The sequence below is a fragment of the Paractinoplanes tereljensis genome, assembly GCF_016862435.1.
In the GTDB taxonomy this organism is placed as follows: Bacteria; Actinomycetota; Actinomycetes; order Mycobacteriales; family Micromonosporaceae; genus Actinoplanes; species Actinoplanes tereljensis.
Window position 1 is genome coordinate 204,176 of record NZ_BOMY01000060.1, and the last position, 16,909, is coordinate 221,084.

Consider the following 16,909-nt stretch of genomic DNA (forward strand, 5'->3'; position numbering starts at 1 on the left):
GTCCGAGTTTGTTGCCCTCCGGCATCAAAAGTGCCGTACCTGTCGGTAGCTCAGGGTGATGTTCGCCGTTTCCGCTGAACAATCGCTGAGCGTATATAGCCGCATGGACAGACAGCTACCGCCCTGGTACTAAGTAGGACGTGTCAAGGGCCATCGAATGGATTCTGCTGGGTGCCACGAGCTGTCTGGCGATCATCGTCGGCGTCCGATGGCACCGGCCGGCTCGCATCGGCCCATGGACGCTTCTCGCCGGATCGGTGGCCAGCCTCGCGATCGGCGACATCTTCTACGCGATCAAGGCCGACAGCGTCGCCGAGACCTTCTACCTTTCGATGTTCCTGCTGGTCGCGGCCGCGCTGCTGCAGTTCACCCGGTTCGGTTCGCTGCTCGGTGACCGGGCCAGGCTGATCGACCTGCTCGCCGCCTCATGCACCACGCTGCTGGTGATCTGGGTCTTCCTGATCGGCGACCAGGGCACCATCGGCAAGATCTCGGCCGCCGACGTGATCGGCGACCTGGTGCTGATCGCGGTCGCCGTCCGGCTGGTGCTGGCGGCCGGCCGCAACGTGTCCGCGAGCCTGCTGCTGGCCGGCTCGATCGGCATGCTGATCAGCGACGTCGTCTACCCGATGGCCGAGGGCTGGGTCACCGAGACCGGCTACATCGTGCTGTACGTGACGTGGGGTCTGGCCGCGCTGCACCCGTCGATGAAGAGGCTCACCGAGCCGATGCCGCCGAGCCCGACCCAGTGGCGCGGCCACTGGGCGGTGCTGCTGTGCGCCTCGGTGGCGACCCCGCCGACCGTGCTGCTGATCGAGGCGCTGAACGGCGGGGTCCAGGACGGCGTGGTGATCGCGGTGGTCGGCGGCATCACCCTGCTGCTCACCATCACCCGGCTGGCCGACTCGGTGATGCAGAACGGCCGGGCCGCGGCCCGGGAACGCGCACTCCGCACCGCCAGCGGCGCCCTGGTGGCCGCGGCCGACCAGCGCGCGGTGGAGGAAGCCGTGCACGCCGCGGTCGGCCAGCTGCTACCGGCGACCTCGGTGCTCTTCGCCACCGACAACCGCAAACTCGCCGAGGCCGGCCTGTCAGCCGAGCCGACCGGGTCCGGGCCGCACCGGCGCAGTTGGCTGGCCAACAAGGACGGCGACTACGGCACGCTGGTCTGCCCACTGTGGCTGGAACCGATGGCCGTGGCCCGGCCGAGCGGCGGCGCCCTGATCGTGACCGCCCGCCGCGACCTGCTGGCCGCGACCCACGACGCGCTCGAGGTGCTGGCCGGTCAGGCCGCCATGGCCCTCGACCGGATCATGCTGGTCGAGGCGGTCGGTCGCCGGGACAGCGATCAGTACCTGCGCACGGTGATCAGCAACACCGCCGAGCTGATGCTGGTGATCGACGACGACCAGCGCATCCGGTACGCCAGCCCGGCCGTGCGCAAGCTGCTCGGCCAGGACGAACTGTCGCCGCTGGCCACCCTCACCGATCTGGTCCACCCGGACGACCAGAGCCCGGTCCGCCGCGCGTTCCAGTCGAACGGCGACGGCAAACTGTTCTGCGCGTTGCGCCGGTCCGACGAGACCCAGATCCTGGTCGAGGCCACCTACCGCGACCTGCGCGAGGACCGCCTGGTCCAGGGCTATGTGGTCACCATGCGCAACGTGACCGACGGCCACGACCCGCAGGAGCAGCATCCGCACCGCGACCACGTCGACGAACTGCCGGCCTGGATCAATCGCCGGAGCGCTCAGCACAAATTCCGGTACTGATTTCTTCCCGGTTTTCCCGCACATGGTGAAGCGCCGGACCGTTGCCGGTCCGGCGCCTCATTTCATCCCGCGGCGTCGCTGGGTGATACCGCGTCTGTGCTGGCGTCTCGCTTATCGGGTGATGCGACGACGGCTGCCGACGCCGGCGACCAGGGCGACACCGACGGCGGCCAGAACGATCTGGAAGAGCAGCTCGGTCCAGTCGAAGCCCTTGGTGTCAGCAACACCGATCGCGCGGGCGATCACGGTGCCGAGCAGCGCGGCCACCACACCGATGACCAGGGTCAGCCAGATCGGGATGTTCTGCTTACCGGGTACGACCAGGCGGCCCAGCGCGCCGATGATGAGGCCGACGATAAGAGCGGTGATGATGCCGGTGACAGTCATGGTTCCTCCTGGGGGATGAAGCTCGTTGCGTCCGTCGAGCCTCAGATTTCCCGACCTTCGGAGAAACCAAACCGACTTATTTCTTGGTTGCTCCCTTGGTGTCCCCGGAGTCGGATGTCGAGAGGGCGGCGATGAAGGCCTCCTGCGGCACTTCCACCCGGCCGACCATCTTCATCCGCTTCTTGCCCTCTTTCTGCTTCTCGAGCAGTTTGCGCTTACGGGTGATGTCACCGCCGTAGCACTTGGCCAGGACGTCCTTGCGGATCGCGCGGATCGTCTCGCGGGCGATGATCCGGCTGCCGATGGCCGCCTGGATCGGCACCTCGAACTGCTGCCGCGGGATGAGTTTCTGCAGCTTGGACGCGATGGTGACGCCGTAGTTGTAGGCCTTGTCCTTGTGCACGATCGCGCTGAACGCGTCGACCGGCTCGCCGTGCAGCAGGATGTCCACCTTGACCAGTTCGGCAACCTGCTCGCCGGAGGGCTCGTAGTCGAGCGACGCGTACCCCTTGGTCTTGCTCTTCAGCTGGTCGAAGAAGTCAAAGATGATCTCCGCGAGCGGCAGGGTGTACCGCAGCTCGACCCGCTCGGCGGACAGGTATTCCATGCCGAGCAGGCTGCCGCGCCGGCTCTGGCACAGCTCCATGACCGCACCCACGAACTCGTTCGGCACCAGCACGGTGGCCCGCACCACGGGTTCGTGAATCTCGGCGATCTTGCCGTCCGGGAACTCACTCGGGTTGGTGACGACCCGTTCCTCGGCGTCCTCGGTGTAGACCCGGTAGACCACGTTCGGCGCGGTGGAGATCAGGTCCAGGTTGAACTCGCGTTCCAGCCGCTCGCCGATGATCTCCAGGTGCAGCAGGCCGAGGTAGCCGACGCGGAATCCGAAACCGAGCGCCAGCGACGTCTCCGGCTCGTAGACCAGGGCGGCGTCGTTGAGCTTGAGCTTGTCGAGCGCGTCCCGCAGGGCCGGGTAGTCCGAGCCGTCGATCGGGTAGAGACCCGAGTAGACCATCGGCTTGGGCTCTTTGTAGCCGCCCAGCGGCTCGGTGGCGGCCCGGACGTTGCCGGTGACGGTGTCGCCGACCTTGGACTGGCGTACGTCCTTCACGCCGGTGATCAGGTAGCCCACCTCGCCGACGCCGAGCGCGCCCGCCTTCTCCATCTCGGGCGAGACGACACCGATCTCGAGCAGCTCGTGCACCGCGCCGGTCGACATCATCTTGATCTTGTCGCGGGCCTCGATCCGGCCGTCGATGACCCGGACGTAGGTGACCACGCCCCGGTAGACGTCGTACACCGAATCGAAGATCATCGCGCGGGCCGGGGCCGCCGCGTCGCCGACCGGGGGCTTGAACTCCCGGACGATCTCGTCGAGCAGGTGCTCGACGCCGATGCCGGTCTTGCCGGACACCCGCAGCACCGACTCCGGCTCGACCCCGATCAGCTTCGCCAGCTCCTCGGCGTACTTCTCGGGCTGCGCCGCCGGCAGGTCGATCTTGTTGAGCACGGGGATGATGTGGAGGTCGTTCTCCATCGCCAGGTACAGGTTCGCGAGCGTCTGCGCCTCGATGCCCTGCGCCGCGTCGACAAGCAGGACCGCCCCTTCACAGGCGGCCAGGCTGCGCGAGACCTCATAGGTGAAGTCGACGTGCCCCGGCGTGTCGATCATGTTGAGGACCGCGGTGTCACCCTGCTTGTCCCCTTGACGCACCACCCACGGCATCCGCACGGCCTGCGACTTGATGGTGATGCCGCGTTCCCGCTCGATGTCCATGCGGTCGAGGTACTGAGCCCGCATCTGCCGCGGGTCGACCACCCCGGTGATCTGCAGCATCCGGTCGGCCAGCGTCGACTTGCCGTGGTCGATGTGGGCGATGATGCAGAAGTTGCGGATGCGACTCGGGTCGGTAGCCCCGATCACATTCACAGCGGGATCGAGCGGTCCAGGCACGTTCGTCCGTTCTTCTCAAGCTTCAACTGACACCGGCGGAGCAGGTGCGAGGCACCGCGGGCCGGCCGTCCAGGTCCGCCGGCAGAGTGCCGACGCGTTCTATCGTCCCACGCCCGCACGGGAGCCCCCGCCCACACCCGCTCCAGCGGGCGCTCAGACCCGCTCCAGCGAGGCGTGCGGCAACGGCGGCAGCTCGACGGTGACCACGTAGCCGGGCCGGATGACCCCACCGCGCAGAACGACCGCCATGACGCCGGCCTTGCGGACGAGGTTGCCGCTCTCATCCCGCCCGATGACCTCTTTGAGCAGCCCTTCCCGAAACCCGTTGATCTGCCCACACGGATTCCGCAGCCCAGCCACCACGATCGCCGGCCCGGAATCCTCGCCCAGGTCCCGCGCCTGCTCCCGCGTGCGCTCCCGCGCCTGCTCCCGGTCGCGCTCCCGCGCGGCGGCCGCCGCGAGTGCCACCGCCGAGCGTGCCGTCGGCGGATCCAGGCGCGCGGCCGCCGCGACCTCAAGGACCGCCGCCAGCGGCCCGCCGACCCCGGCCCAGCCGTCCGCCACCTCGGGCGCAGCGCCCGTCGCCCCGGACGCAGCCCCGGCGGGCTCAGCGAGGCCGTGCGCCCCCTCGCGCGCGGCCTCAGCGGCCCCGCTCGACCGCGAAGCCGCCGTCTCCCCGGACACCCCAGTGCTCCCGCCGCCGGACGACGCCACCGTCTCCTCAGCGCCGCCAGCACCCTCAGCGCCGCCAGCACCCTCAGCGCTCTCAGCGCCCTCTGGAGGGCCGAAGCGCAGGATCGTCCCCACCGGCAGCCCGATCAGGTCGAGGCCACTGGTGGTCACGTTCTCCCCCAGGTTGCCGGCCGCGACGTCATACCCCTTCGCGCCGACCTCGCCGAACAGCTCCTGCTGAATCAGATGCACCTGCCGGAAATTCGGCTGCGTCGGATCGTTCCGCACCCGCCCCCGGTGTTTCACGTAAACCCCGGCGTGGACGTCGCCCTCCACACCGACCCCCGCGATCAGGACGATCTCGTCCCGAACCGGCTTGGTGAACGCATACACGTCGTTACAACTGACCGCCGCCACCGTTCCCTGCTCAGGCTCCATGCCCCGAGTCTCGGTGAACCGTCACCGTCACCGCGACCCGGTTTCGCCGCAATCCGGCGCCCTCAGTCCGGCGGCTCGAGGAACAGAGCGGACAAACGCGGCAGCCGCTTCTGCATCTCCTCCTCGTTGTCGAAATCCCACAGGTCGGCGGCGTCGGGCCTGGTCGCCGCCGTCTCCCCGGCCGGCAACTCGGACCCGGTCGCCTGCCGATAGGCCTCGGCCGCGATGGACAGCACCTCTTCCGCCTCGAAGACGGCACCGCTCTCGGCGGCCGCGCGCACGGCCGGCAGGTCGGCCAGCGCATCGGGCGACTTGACGGAACGCGCGACGGTCTCCCGCCCGTGCGCGATCAGCCAGCCGCGGAAGTTGTCGAACCCATCCTCGGAACACCCACCGTGGATCACATAGGCCGCCGCCCACAGGTCCTCGGTGCCGGAGGCGACCATCACCTTGTCGAGGTGACGAGCCCAGGCGACGATCTCCTCCGGATCGCGGGTGGCCAGGTCGGCAGCGGCCCGCTTGGCCACCTCGGCCGGGGAGGCGGGCCGATCGGCGGTCGCGCGGCTGATGACCGCCCAGAAATCGTCGGTTCTCATGGCGAGGATCCTGCCAGTCGGGTACGACAAAACTCGGGACGGCAGGATGGTCGGGTGCGGCCGATTTCACTCCCCGATGTTCCGTACGGCGCCACCGCCGTCCGCCCGCAGTGGTCCGACCTGCCGAAAAGCCTGCGGACCGGGATAGCGGCGCGGCTGGGCGCGCCGATCGCCGAGGCAAGAAGTGCCGGCGGCGGCTTCACCAGGGCCTTCGCCGCCCTGCTCAGCACGGCCGAGGGCGAGCACGTCTTCGTGAAGGCCGCGCCGCTACGTGACCCGAACGCCGAGTGGTACGCCCGGGAGGCCGCGATCACCGCCGCCCTCCCGGTGGAGGTCAACGCCGCCCGCCCGCGCTGGACCATGGAGCATTCCGGCTATTTCGTCCTGTGCCTCGAGGCGATCGACGGCCACGTCCCCGCCCTGCCGTGGCAGCCGGCCGATCTCCAGGCCGCCCTGACCGCCTGGTCAACCGCCGCCGCCGCGCTGACCACCCCCACCACGCCCGGCCTGCCGCCTCTCGCCGAGATCATCCGGGGTGAAATGTCCTGGTGGTCGGAGATAGCGGCGGGCCGCGAGCCAATGCCGCGTACCGCCCGAAACACCGTCGCCCCCGCCCATCTGCCGGAATTGGCCGCCCTCGAACAAGCCCTGCCGAACCTGGTCAAAGGCCCCGGCATGCTGCACGGCGACCTGCGCATCGACAACGTCCTGATCGACCGCACCGGCCAGGCCCGCCTCTGCGACTGGACCTGGCCCTGCCTGGGCGCACCCTGGTTCGACACGATCACGCTGCTGATCAGCGCCTTCGCGAGCGGCCTGGACGCCGACGCCTACCTGGCTCCGTGGGACCCGCCGGCCGAGGGAGTGGACGGCGCGCTGGCCGCCCTGGCGGGCTACTGGTTGGTGCGCGCCGACGGCGGCCCGAGCAGCGCTTCCCCGCACAGTCGCCAGCACCAACGCTTCAGTGGCGAACAGGCTCTGACCTGGCTCGCGGACCGTCGTGGCTGGTAGCGGTTTGGGTAGGCCGCCCCGGCCCTGATAGTCTGGCTCATCGCGTGTGGTGACGCGCCGCTGTTCGCTGCTCCAGCCACCACCGCTAGAGTCCGTTTCCCGAACACTAGTCAGGACAAGGCTGTCGCGTGGCGAACATCAAATCCCAGATCAAGCGCAACCGGCAGAACGAAAAGGCCCGGCTGCGCAACAAGTCGGTCAAGTCGTCGCTGAAGACCGTGATTCGCAAGCTCAACGAAGCGAGCGAGGCGGGCAACGTCGAGTCGGCTACGACCCTGCTGCGTGACGCCTCGCGTCAGCTGGACAAGGCTGTCAGCAAGGGCGTCATCCACAAGAACCAGGCGGCGAACCGCAAGTCGGCAATCGCCAAGCGGATCTCCTCGCTGTCTGCCTGACCCAGTCAGGGGCGCGGCAGCACGGAGGCAGCCGCGCCAAGCTCGCACAGCGAGCCGGTCATCGACCAAACCCGGGCACCGCCGGACCATCGTCCGCGCCGGTGCCCGAGTCGTTTCCGCCCCAAACAACACCAACAGCGAGTCGTCCCAGCTCAGAGCCAACGTCAAGGACGATTCGTTTAGGTTCAAACCAACTTCAAGAGCCGGATGTCGTGCCTGAGTGGGTGGTACGGACCGCTGCTCCCGCCGAGGCCGGGCCGGGGCCCAGCTTCGCCGGCCCGAGCCCTTCATTCTGCGTAAGTGGCAACCCCAAGGCCGCTCCGCGCCCAAACCCAGGCACCTTCATGCCCAGCCCTCCAGCCCTCAGCCTCGCAGGCGGGCAGGCCGGAAGGCGGGCAGCCTCGCGGGCCGGAAGGGGGGGCAGCCTCGCGGGCCGGAAGGGGGGCAGCCTCGCGGGCCGGCAGGTCCGCAGGCGGGCAGGTCGGCGGGTGGGCAGCACCAGGCCGGCAGGTCCGCGGGCGGGCAGCACCGCAGGCCGGCAGGTCCGCAGGCCGGCAGCACCGCAGGCCAGCAGGTCCGCAGGCCGGCAGCACCGCAGGCCAGCAGGTCCGCAGGCGGGCAGGCGAGCAGGTCCGCAGCCCGCAGGCCGGCAACCCCGCAGGCCGGCAGCCCCGCACCAGTGGCCCCGCACCAGTGGCCTGGCAGGGCCAGCGCTGAACGCAAGCCATGCGCGTCTCGCCGACAGCCTTCGAGATCCGGGCCCAACCTTCAGCGCCGGATTCCGGCGCTTCAGGTCCGCGGTGCCGTAACGGGCGCAGGCGTCTGCGCTGCGGCCCTCAATGCCCAGACCAAGCGTTGACCGCGCCTCAACCTCTCGCACCCCGACCCCATGCCAGCCGATGCGGCAGTGGCCGCGGCGGCGAGGGCGACCGCGGCGGCGGCGGCGACCTCGGCGGCGGCAACAGCCTCAGGCCCTCGGCCTGCTGGCCCGGCCGGATGTCGTGCCAGTGGGCGGTCAGGACCTCGGCCTCGCTTGTTTCGGGGCTCGGCTCGCTTGGTGGTGGTTATTCGTAGCGGCCTCTGGCGGACTGGCGGACTCGCTGCTGGTGGGCCTCGGCCTCTTCGGCCCACGGGCGCATGATCGGGGGGCCCTGGTCTCGGCTGATGACGCCGGGCAGGCGGGTGGTGGCCTGGCCGGCCAGGTCGGACGGCGGGGTGGCCCGGCTGGCCGTCGCGCCGAGCGTGCCCAGCCCGGTGGGGCCGGTCGCGGTCGCGGGACGCAGAGACTGCGCACGCGGGAAGCCGGCCGCCGCCGGGGCCGCCGAGCGGCTCAGCGCGCCGGCGATGGTGTCGTTGAGCTTGACCATCGCGGCGACGGTCAGCGGCAGGACCAGGACGCCCCACCAGCTCACCAGCTCGGCCAGCGCCAGCAGAATGCCGAGGGCGACCGCACCCTCGAGGAAGACGAAGCAGAGGAAGCCACTGGGCGCGACGTGACGCAGCCGGAGCAGCCGGGCGTACAGCGGGCGGGAGGCCACCGGGCGAGGGGCCGCCTCGGGCCGCGCCGCCCTCATCGCGCCCCACCCGCACGGCGGGCCGCGACGACGGCGAAGACCGCCTGTTCCAGGGCATAGCCGCGATCCTCGGCGCCGCCCTTGACCGCGGCGTTGCAGTCGGCGGCCGCCCGCATCGCGTCGACCAGGCCCTCGGGCGTCCACCCGCGGCTGCGCTCCTGGGCTCGCTGAATCTTCCAGGCCGGCATGCCGAGCGAGCTGGCCAGTTGGTAGGGGTTGCCCCGGCCGGCCGAGGCCACCTTGGCGACCGTGCGGACGCCGTCGGCGATCGCGTCGGCGATCGGCACCGGATCGACCCCGACGTGCAGCGCCCACCGCAGCGCCTCGAGCGCACCCGGCACGTCACCGATCATCGCGGCGTCGGCCACGGTGAAGCCACTCACCTCGGCGCGCCCCTTGTAGTAGCGCGCCACCACGCCCTCGGTGATCTTGCCGTCGGTGTCAGCGAGCAACTGCGAGCAGGCCGCCGCGATCTCCCGGAGGTCATTGCCGACCGACGCGAGCAGCGCGGACGCGGCCGCCTCGTCACACCGGCCCCCGTTGCGGCGAAACTCGTCCCGGACGAACGCGATGCGCTCCCGGTCACCCTTGAGCTTGGCCGCCGCGATGACGGTGGCACCGGCCGAACGCAGCCCGTCGGCGAGCGCCTTGCCCTTGGCCCCGCCGACGTGCGCGACGATCAGCGTCACCTCGGGGTCGGGGTTCTTGGCGTAGGACAGCAGGGCGGTGATCAGGTCTTTCCGCGCGTCCTGTCCACTGCGGATCACCAGCACCCGGCGCCCGCCGAACAACGACGGGCTCAACATCTCGGCGACCTCGCCGGCCGCGATCGCGGCACCCTCATACTCCCGGATGTCGACGCCGGGCTCGGCCGCCCGGGCCGCGTCGACCGTCGAGGTGATCGCGCGAGCGGCGAGAAGCTCCTCGTCGCCGAGGACGAGCACTAACGGATCGGGAGGTGCGGTGTTCACGCTCAACATCGTCGCACGGGGGCCTGACGTTTCCGCGAGGCTCACTCCTTCGCGCAGACGGACGATCACCGAATGCGAAAGCAGACATATCGGCGGCCTGCCATGTCACGGCCGTCGTAGAGTCGCTCGATCAGGCTGAATGTCTGCGCCGATAACCGAACGGTCAGCATTCCCCATCGACCGCCCCGAATGCTGACCAATCCGCCTAACCCGGGCGTGTCGGCAATTCGGAGCTGAGCATCGACCCGATCCACGCGTCCACCCGGACGCCGCGATGCACCAGACGCTGCCGCAGCGTCGCCTCGATCCGGAAGCCGGATTTCTCCGCCACCCGCCGGGAAGCGACGTTGCCCACCTCGGCCCGCCACTCGATCAGGGCAAGCCCGAGCCGCTCGAATCCCCACCCGCACAGCATCAGCACCGCCGCGGTGGCCACCCCACGCCCGCGCGCCGCCGGGTCCAGCCAGTAGCCGATCTGCCCGGCCCCGCGCCCGTCCAGCCCGAACCCGACCCGCCCGAGCCGTTCCCCCGCGCCGCCCTCGATCACGAACTCGGCCCGGGTCTGCCGGTTCCAGGCCGCGACCGCCATCTCCCGCACGAAGTACTCGGCGTCCGACCTCCGGTACGGGATCGGCAGCTCCAGGAACCGCTGCACCGCCGGGTCGAGCGACACCTCGTACACCCAGGGAATGTCATCGTCCACGAACGGCCGCAGCGTCAGGTCCCCGGCGGTGATCGTCTCTCGCTCCACCCCCGCATTCTCATCGACCCGTCAGCTGTCCGGCGGGTCACCCCGGGCGACCACCGCGAGGCCGTTGCGGGCGGCGACCGCGGCCAGGTCGCCCGACTCGTCCGTGCGCAGTACCCGTGCGCCGCCGCGGGCCAGCCGCGCCAGGAGCGAAGCGTTCGGATGTCCATAGTCGTTGTCCTTCCCCACCGACACGAGGGCCACCGCCGGGTCGACGGCGTCGACGAAAGCCGGCGACTGGTAAGCGCTTCCGTGGTGCGAGACCTTGAGAACGTCGGCCCGCAGCGCCTCCGGTCCCAGATGACGCAACAGCTCGTCCTGCTCCTCGGTCTCCGCGTCACCGGGCAGCAGCACGATCTCGCCGCCCACCTCGGCCCGCAGGACCAGCGAGTTGTTGTTCGGGTCGGAGTTGGTGCCGTGCAGCGGCTCGAACGGCCCGATGACGGTCAGGCGCAGCGCGCCGACCTGGTAGGACCAGCCGGGACCGATCGCGTGCAGTTGCACCGGCCGGGCCGCGGCGGCCACCGAAGCCCGCCCGGCCGGCGGCTGGGGCCAGTCCGGTCCGGCGACCGCACCCACCTGCCGCCCGCGGAACACCCCGGCCACCCCGCCGATGTGGTCGACGTGGAAGTGGCTGGCCACGAACAGCGCCACTTGCCGCACGCCGAGCCGCCGCAGGCAGTGGTCGACCGGATCGGCCTCCGGCCCGGCGTCTATCACCACGGCCCGGGACGGCCCGGCCGGCAGCACCACCGCATCGCCCTGCCCGACCGCGCAGGTCACCACGATCCAGTTGGCCGGCGGCCAGCCCGACGCGAGCAGCCGCACCGGCATCGCGCCCAGCATCCCGGCCATCGTCATCACCACGGCCAGCCGGCGAAGCACCGGCCGTCGGGCGGCGAACAGCACCGCCACCGTGATCGCCGCGAGCAGCAGCGCGCCCCAGGTCCCGTCCGGCCAGGGCAGCGCGCCCGCGGGCACCCGCGCGCCGTAGGTCGCCACGATCACCAACCACTTGGCCGGCCAGTGCCCGAGCCACGCCGCGAACTCGGCGCCACCCGCCCACACCGGCGACAGCACGGCCGCGCCGACGCCCAGCAGGGTGGCCGGCGCGATGGCCGGCACCACCACGAGGTTGGCCGGCACCGCGATCAGGCTTACCGTGCCGGACAGCCCGGCGACCACCGGACCGCAGGCGACCTGCGCGGCCGCCGGAACGGCCAGCGCCTCGGCCGCACCGGCCGGCCAGCCACGGCGGCGCAACGCGTCCCGCCACGCCGGGGCGAGCAGGAGCAGCCCGGAGGTGGCCAGCACCGACAGCGCGAAGCCCGGGTCGGCCGCCAGTTCCGGGTCGTAGAGGATGAGCGCCGCCACCCCCGCTGCCAGCGCCGGCAGCGCCGCCTTCGGCCGCCCGGAGGCGAGACCCACCAGCCCGATGGTGCCCATCGCGGCGGCCCGCACCACGCTCGGCGACGGCCGGGCCAGGATCACGAAGCCGACCAGCACCACCGCACAGACCACCGCCTGCGTCCGGGGCCCCGCCCGCGTCCGTCGCGCGGTGAACAGGACGACGCCCAAGATGATTGCCACGTTGGCGCCACTTACCGCCATTAAATGTGTCATTCCGGTCGTCCGGAAGTCGTCACTCAGTGCCTCGTCGAGGCGGCTGGTATCGCCGACGACCAGTCCGGGCAGCAGCCCACCGGAGTCGTCCGGCAGCGGCTCGCAGGCGCGCTGGAGGCCGGCCCGCAGTACCCCGGCCGCGCGCTGCGCCCAGGACGGCCGGCCGATCAGTTCCGGCGCCCCCTTCGCCGAGACCACGGCCGCTCGCAGGTCCCCGCCGCGCGGCGGCATCAGCTTTCCGCGAGCCGTGAACCGCTGGCCGGGCAGCAGACCCCGCCAGCCCGGGTCGCTGCCCAGAACCAGAGCCCGTGCCTCCAGCCGCAGCGGCGCCGCGTCCTCCGCGCCGACGGCACGCAGGTCGATCGCGACCAGATAGGTCGGCGGCATGGCCGGCGATCCCCGCAAAGCCCGTGGATCGTCGCGAACCACCGCCTCGATGCGCACCGGTTCACCGGCCCGCACCAGCGCGACAAGCGGTCCCGACTCCCGAGCCATGACCCGCGCCCCGGTCGCCACCGCCCCGCATCCCACCCCGAGCAAGATCGTCAGCCCGATCCAGCGCACCGCCCCCGCCGCCGTCCGCCGCGACTCCGGCATCGCCGTCCCGCGAGACTGCGTCGCCGATGCGGCTGGCCGCCGAGAACCGACCCCCGCGGCCCCACCGGCCGTCCGGCGAGGGCCGGGTGCCGCCCCAGCGACGGTCCGGCGAGAGCCGGGTGCCGGCGCCAGCCTGCGGAGAATGGACACCGGTCCCCGGCGGGACGCGACGGCCACCGTCACGGCCGCGCAGGCGAGTGCGGCGGCGCCGAGGAGGATGCCGGAGCGGGCGGACAGGTAGAGCGCGGTCAGCGACGACAGCCAAGTCGCCACCGCGAACCCGGCCAGCCGCAGGTCAGGCACTCCCCCGGTCATACCGTCACCAGGTCCTTGAGCTGCTCGTATCGGGCGTCGCCGATGCCGTCGACCTTGCGCAGGTCGCTCACCGACTTGAAGCCGCCCTGTGCGTCCCGGGCGTCGAGAATGCGCTGCGCCAGCACCGGGCCGACCCCGGGCAACGTGTCCAGGTCGGCCAGGGTGGCGGTGTTCAGGTTGACCGGGCCGCCGGCGGGCGCCGCACCGCCGGTGCCGGCCGGGCCGGTGGGGATCACCACGCCCGGCGACGGGGTGACACCGACCAGGATCAGCTCGCCGTCGACCACCTTGCGGGCCAGGTTGAGCATCGCGACATCGACGCCGGGGTCGGCGCCACCGGCGGCGGTCAACGCGTCGGCCACCCGAGCTCCCGGCGGCAGCCGCACCAGGCCCGGCTTGCCCACCTTGCCGCCGACCGCGACCACCACTTCCGCCGCCGAGGCGCCCGGTGTTGCCGCGGCCGCCCCACCGACCGGACCGGCGGTCGTGACCGGCCCAGCCGGTGAAGCGGTCGAGTCGAACGACGGCGGTGTGACGGTGTCGACCCTCGGCCGCGCCCGCCAGGCGAGGAACGCCGCGATCACGATCACCACGGCGGCGACCGCCGCCAGCGCCTTGACACCTCGTCGGCCGGGGTCGAAGGCACCCACGCCGAAACGCCGCCCGCCGTCCGGCGTATCGCCGCCGAAGGCGCCGGCGGCGCTCAGGGACGGCTCGTCATCCTCGGGGTACCGGTCTGAGCCGAGCGGCCCCGGGGAGACCGGCCACGCGGGGCCGGCGCTCCCCGGCCGGTCCAGCGGCAGGTCATCCGCCTCGGGCAGCACCCACGCGGGCGGCGGCAGGGGACGCCGTTCCGGGCCGGCCGGGCGGACGGCAGGTGCCCGGTAGGGCCGGAACGGATCAGCCTCGTCCATGAAGTCTCCGAGTTGGTCGGGGAAGGGATCGGTAGCGCTGCCGAGGGACGTGGCGGGCGGCTCCGGCGCATGCCGGACCGGAGCGCCTCCCAACGGCGACGCCCAGGGCGAGGCCGCCGGCCCCGATTGGCGAGGAGGGTTGACCGGCGCAGCCGAACGAGGGGGCCCTTGAACGGGCGTGGCCGTCACCGAGCGAGGCGGTCCTTGAGCAGGTGTCGGGCGAACTGGCCCCTGAGGAGGGTTGGTCGGCGCCTCGGGGCGCGGTGGCCCCTGAACAGGCGTGGTCGCCGCCGGGCGAAACGGTCCCTGCGCAGGCGCCGCTGGGCCAACAGGCCCGTGCGAAGGGTTGGGCATCGCCCTCGGCGGCGGAGGCACCTGACCCGGCGTGGCCGGTGCCGCTGGGCGAGGAGGTGCCGGAGCAGGCGCGGCCGGTGGGCGGTCGATCGGGACGGCTCCCGGCGGCGACGCCCAGGGTGTGCCGGGCGGGTAGCCACCGGTCAACTCCGACAGGGGTTCTCGCGGGGGACCCTCGGGCTCGACCCGCGGGGTAGCTCCCAGCTTGATCCGCGGGGTGGCGCCGAGCTCGATCCGCGGTGGCGGCGCCTGCTCCGGCGGGTCGGGTGCCGGGCCGAGGTCGACGTCGTCCGGCCAGCCGGTGACGATGTCCGACCAGTTCAACGGTTCGCCGACCTCGGCGAGGTCACCGAGGGCCGAGTCGTACCGAGATCGGGCCCCGGGACTCGTGGGCCGGGGACGGCCCTGTTCGGCGGTGGCGGTCTGGTCGCGTACCCGAAGGGGCGTCGCGGCCATGACCGACCGCAGCCTTTCCGCTACGACGTCGTCCTCTCGCACGCCAGGCACGTTAGGGATTTCGCCGATCCGGCACCGACGGCCCTGTGGATAACCCCGAACTGTGGATAACTCCCACGACCGGCGCATCTGTGCTAGAGACTCCGTGTGACAGCGGGGATAGCGGCTCCGGCGATGGCCGAAGCGATCATGCGGCTACGCACTGCGGGCTGCGTTTTCGCCGAGGACGAGGCGGACGTGCTGGCCGCCTCGGCGGCCGACGAGAGCGAGCTGGCCAAGCTGGTCGATCGGCGCGCGCTGGGCGAGCCGCTGGAGCAGGTCGTCGGCTACGCCGACTTCTGCGGCGTCCGGGTGCGCCTGCGTCCGGGCGTCTTCGTTCCGCGGGTACGCAGTGAGCTCCTGGTCCGGATCGCGGCCGAGGTCGCCCGGCCGGGGGATGTCGTGGTCGATCTCTGTTGCGGGTCCGGCGCGCTCGGCCTGGCCGTCCGGCACCAGCAGCCGGCAATCGAGCTGTACGCGGCGGACGTCGATCCGGTCGCGGTCGCCTGCGCACGGGACAATCTGGACACCGGCGTCTATCCGGGTGATCTCTTCGATGCCCTGCCCGCGATCCTGCGCGGCCGGGTCGCGGTGCTCCTGGCGAACGTTCCCTACGTCGCGACCAGGCACATTCCGCTGCTCCCGGCCGAGGCACGCGATCACGAACCGCACACCGCGCTGGACGGTGGCGACGACGGGCTCGACGTGTTCCGGGCCGTGGTCGCCGGGGCTTCCGAGTGGCTCGCCCCGGGCGGGATCATGCTCTCCGAGATCACCGAGGCTCAGGCCGAGGCGGCAGGCACCGCACTGCGGGCCGCCGGACTCGAGGCTGACCTGCGGTCCGATGAGGATCTGGAAGCGAGCGTCATCCGGGGGCGGAAAACTGTCGTCCCCGTGCGATAAGGTCGGCGAGCTTCAGGGAGAGAAGAGGCATCGGGTGGGCCTGCTGCGGAGGGTTGCCCGGGCACGACTGGCCGGCCTGGTCATCCGGCGGTTACGTCGGGCGGGGTTCGCCGACGCGAAATACGACGCACGCGGTTTCCGGGTCCGCTTCACCGCGGACGGCGACGAGACACCGACGATTCTGGAGCTCGCCCCGCTCCTGGCCACCCGGGGTGGGCGCCGACGGGAGCGAGTCGACCGGTTCGTCGCCGGCCTGGCGAGGTCACCCGGGCTTCCGCTGGATTGGGCTCAGGCGTGCCCGCTGCTACGCCCGGTGCTGCGCGGCGGCACGCCCGGAACACCGCTGCGGCGGCCGGTCCTGCCGTTCCTGTTCGAGTTCGTGGTGGTCGACAGCCCGGACACGATGACCTATGTCGGGCCGGAACAACCGGCTGGTTGGGGGGTGAGTGCGGAGGAGGTCTTCGAGGCGGCTCGATCGAACCTGTCCGGGGCGGTGTTGCACGGGATCGCGAAGGAACCGGTGGTGGTGGTGCGGTTCGTCGACGACGGTGACGCCTACTGGACGTCGCACCTGCTGCTGCCGCACTGGCTCGAGCGACTTGCCGGTCAGGTGGGCGGCGTCCCGGTGGCGTTCGCTCCGGAGCGCGGCACGCTCCTGGTCACGGCGGACCGGAGCGACCACCTGGAGGGCCTGTTCGCGCAGGTGGAGGGGATCTACGCGGCATCGTCGCGGCCGATCACCCCGATGGCGTATGCGAGCGACGAGAACGGCTGCACGGTGCCCTACGAGGCACCGCCGGGCACTCCGCTGCATCGCGCGGTCACCCGCGCCGAGCGCGTCCTGGCCATCCGGGAGTACGCCCGTCAGGCCGCCCAGCCGGACACCGCCGACGCGGGCCCGCATAGCCGAGCGGACCGGGCAGACCAGGCAGACCGGCCGAAGCTGGCCGAGCTGCGGCTGGTGGACGCCGGTGAAGAAGGGTGGCGCACCCGCGCGGTCTGGGAACGGGATGAACCGACCCTGCTGCCCACCGCCGACGAGGTCCAGGTCGGCGACAACGTGCGCCGGTGGGCGGAACTGGCCGCCCACCTGACGATGGCGCCCGGCTTCGAGCCGACCCGCTGGCTGGTCACCGGCTGGCCACCCGCCTGAAGCCGCGGCCCGGGAGGGGCGGAAAGGCCGCAGC

The 16,909-nt window shown here is 71.7% G+C and carries 14 protein-coding genes; 5 read left to right on the forward strand and 9 right to left on the reverse strand.

Annotated features, from left to right (window positions below):
* Window positions 1-140: 140 nt before the first annotated feature.
* The gene (locus Ate02nite_RS45625; protein ID WP_203814226.1) at window positions 141-1,772 is read left to right on the forward strand and encodes a PAS domain S-box protein; all 1,632 of its coding nucleotides are present in this window, start codon (window positions 141-143) and stop codon (window positions 1,770-1,772) included.
* A gap of 111 nt (window positions 1,773-1,883) precedes the next feature.
* Here the strand turns inward: Ate02nite_RS45625 and Ate02nite_RS45630 are convergent, their stop codons facing one another.
* The 4 genes from Ate02nite_RS45630 to Ate02nite_RS45645 all read right to left on the reverse strand — a co-directional run bounded on the left by Ate02nite_RS45630 (window position 1,884) and on the right by Ate02nite_RS45645 (window position 5,822).
* The gene (locus Ate02nite_RS45630) at window positions 1,884-2,159 is read right to left on the reverse strand and encodes a GlsB/YeaQ/YmgE family stress response membrane protein (RefSeq protein ID WP_203814227.1); all 276 of its coding nucleotides are present in this window, start codon (window positions 2,157-2,159) and stop codon (window positions 1,884-1,886) included.
* A 76-nt stretch (window positions 2,160-2,235) separates the two neighbouring features.
* Window positions 2,236-4,116 carry a translation elongation factor 4 gene (gene lepA / locus Ate02nite_RS45635; RefSeq protein WP_203814228.1) on the reverse strand — a complete coding sequence of 627 codons (1,881 nt, stop codon included), beginning with the start codon at window positions 4,114-4,116 and terminating at the stop codon, window positions 2,236-2,238.
* A gap of 153 nt (window positions 4,117-4,269) precedes the next feature.
* Window positions 4,270-5,226, reverse strand: a complete 957-nt coding sequence (locus tag Ate02nite_RS45640) for an MOSC domain-containing protein (protein WP_203814229.1) — start codon at window positions 5,224-5,226, stop codon at window positions 4,270-4,272.
* Window positions 5,227-5,288: 62 nt separating this feature from the next.
* Window positions 5,289-5,822, reverse strand: a complete 534-nt coding sequence (locus Ate02nite_RS45645) for a DUF4240 domain-containing protein (protein WP_203814230.1) — start codon at window positions 5,820-5,822, stop codon at window positions 5,289-5,291.
* Between the two features lie 54 nt (window positions 5,823-5,876).
* Here Ate02nite_RS45645 and Ate02nite_RS45650 point away from each other — a divergent pair, with 54 nt between their 5' ends.
* Both Ate02nite_RS45650 and rpsT read left to right on the forward strand, forming a co-directional pair.
* The gene (locus Ate02nite_RS45650; protein WP_203814231.1) at window positions 5,877-6,833 is read left to right on the forward strand and encodes a phosphotransferase; all 957 of its coding nucleotides are present in this window, start codon (window positions 5,877-5,879) and stop codon (window positions 6,831-6,833) included.
* 128 nt (window positions 6,834-6,961) lie between these two features.
* Window positions 6,962-7,228 (forward strand): 30S ribosomal protein S20, encoded by a 267-nt coding sequence (gene rpsT / locus Ate02nite_RS45655; protein ID WP_203814232.1) that lies wholly within the window; start codon window positions 6,962-6,964, stop codon window positions 7,226-7,228.
* Window positions 7,229-8,292: 1,064 nt separating this feature from the next.
* On the opposite strand, the gene Ate02nite_RS49310 is transcribed toward rpsT, so the two are convergent.
* The 5 genes from Ate02nite_RS49310 to Ate02nite_RS45680 form a co-directional block, all read right to left on the reverse strand.
* A complete protein-coding gene (locus Ate02nite_RS49310) occupies window positions 8,293-8,802 on the reverse strand; it encodes a hypothetical protein (RefSeq protein ID WP_239148193.1) in 510 nt (169 codons plus the stop codon).
* Complete coding sequence (gene holA, locus Ate02nite_RS45665; protein WP_203814233.1) at window positions 8,799-9,782, reverse strand: DNA polymerase III subunit delta; 984 nt, start codon at window positions 9,780-9,782, stop codon at window positions 8,799-8,801. The genes Ate02nite_RS49310 and holA overlap by 4 nt, the downstream gene beginning before the upstream one ends.
* A 196-nt stretch (window positions 9,783-9,978) precedes the next feature.
* A complete protein-coding gene (locus Ate02nite_RS45670; protein ID WP_203814234.1) occupies window positions 9,979-10,524 on the reverse strand; it encodes a GNAT family N-acetyltransferase in 546 nt (181 codons plus the stop codon).
* Window positions 10,525-10,545: 21 nt separating this feature from the next.
* A complete protein-coding gene (locus Ate02nite_RS45675; protein WP_239148194.1) occupies window positions 10,546-13,056 on the reverse strand; it encodes a ComEC/Rec2 family competence protein in 2,511 nt (836 codons plus the stop codon).
* Window positions 13,053-13,970 (reverse strand): helix-hairpin-helix domain-containing protein, encoded by a 918-nt coding sequence (locus Ate02nite_RS45680; protein WP_203814235.1) that lies wholly within the window; start codon window positions 13,968-13,970, stop codon window positions 13,053-13,055. Before Ate02nite_RS45680 ends, Ate02nite_RS45675 begins: the two co-directional genes overlap by 4 nt.
* Window positions 13,971-14,954: 984 nt before the next feature.
* Here Ate02nite_RS45680 and Ate02nite_RS45685 point away from each other — a divergent pair.
* The gene (locus Ate02nite_RS45685) at window positions 14,955-15,722 is read left to right on the forward strand and encodes a putative protein N(5)-glutamine methyltransferase (protein WP_203814236.1); all 768 of its coding nucleotides are present in this window, start codon (window positions 14,955-14,957) and stop codon (window positions 15,720-15,722) included.
* 34 nt (window positions 15,723-15,756) lie between these two features.
* Window positions 15,757-16,875, forward strand: a complete 1,119-nt coding sequence (locus Ate02nite_RS45690; protein ID WP_203814237.1) for a hypothetical protein — start codon at window positions 15,757-15,759, stop codon at window positions 16,873-16,875.
* The last annotated feature ends 34 nt before the right edge of the window (window positions 16,876-16,909 follow it).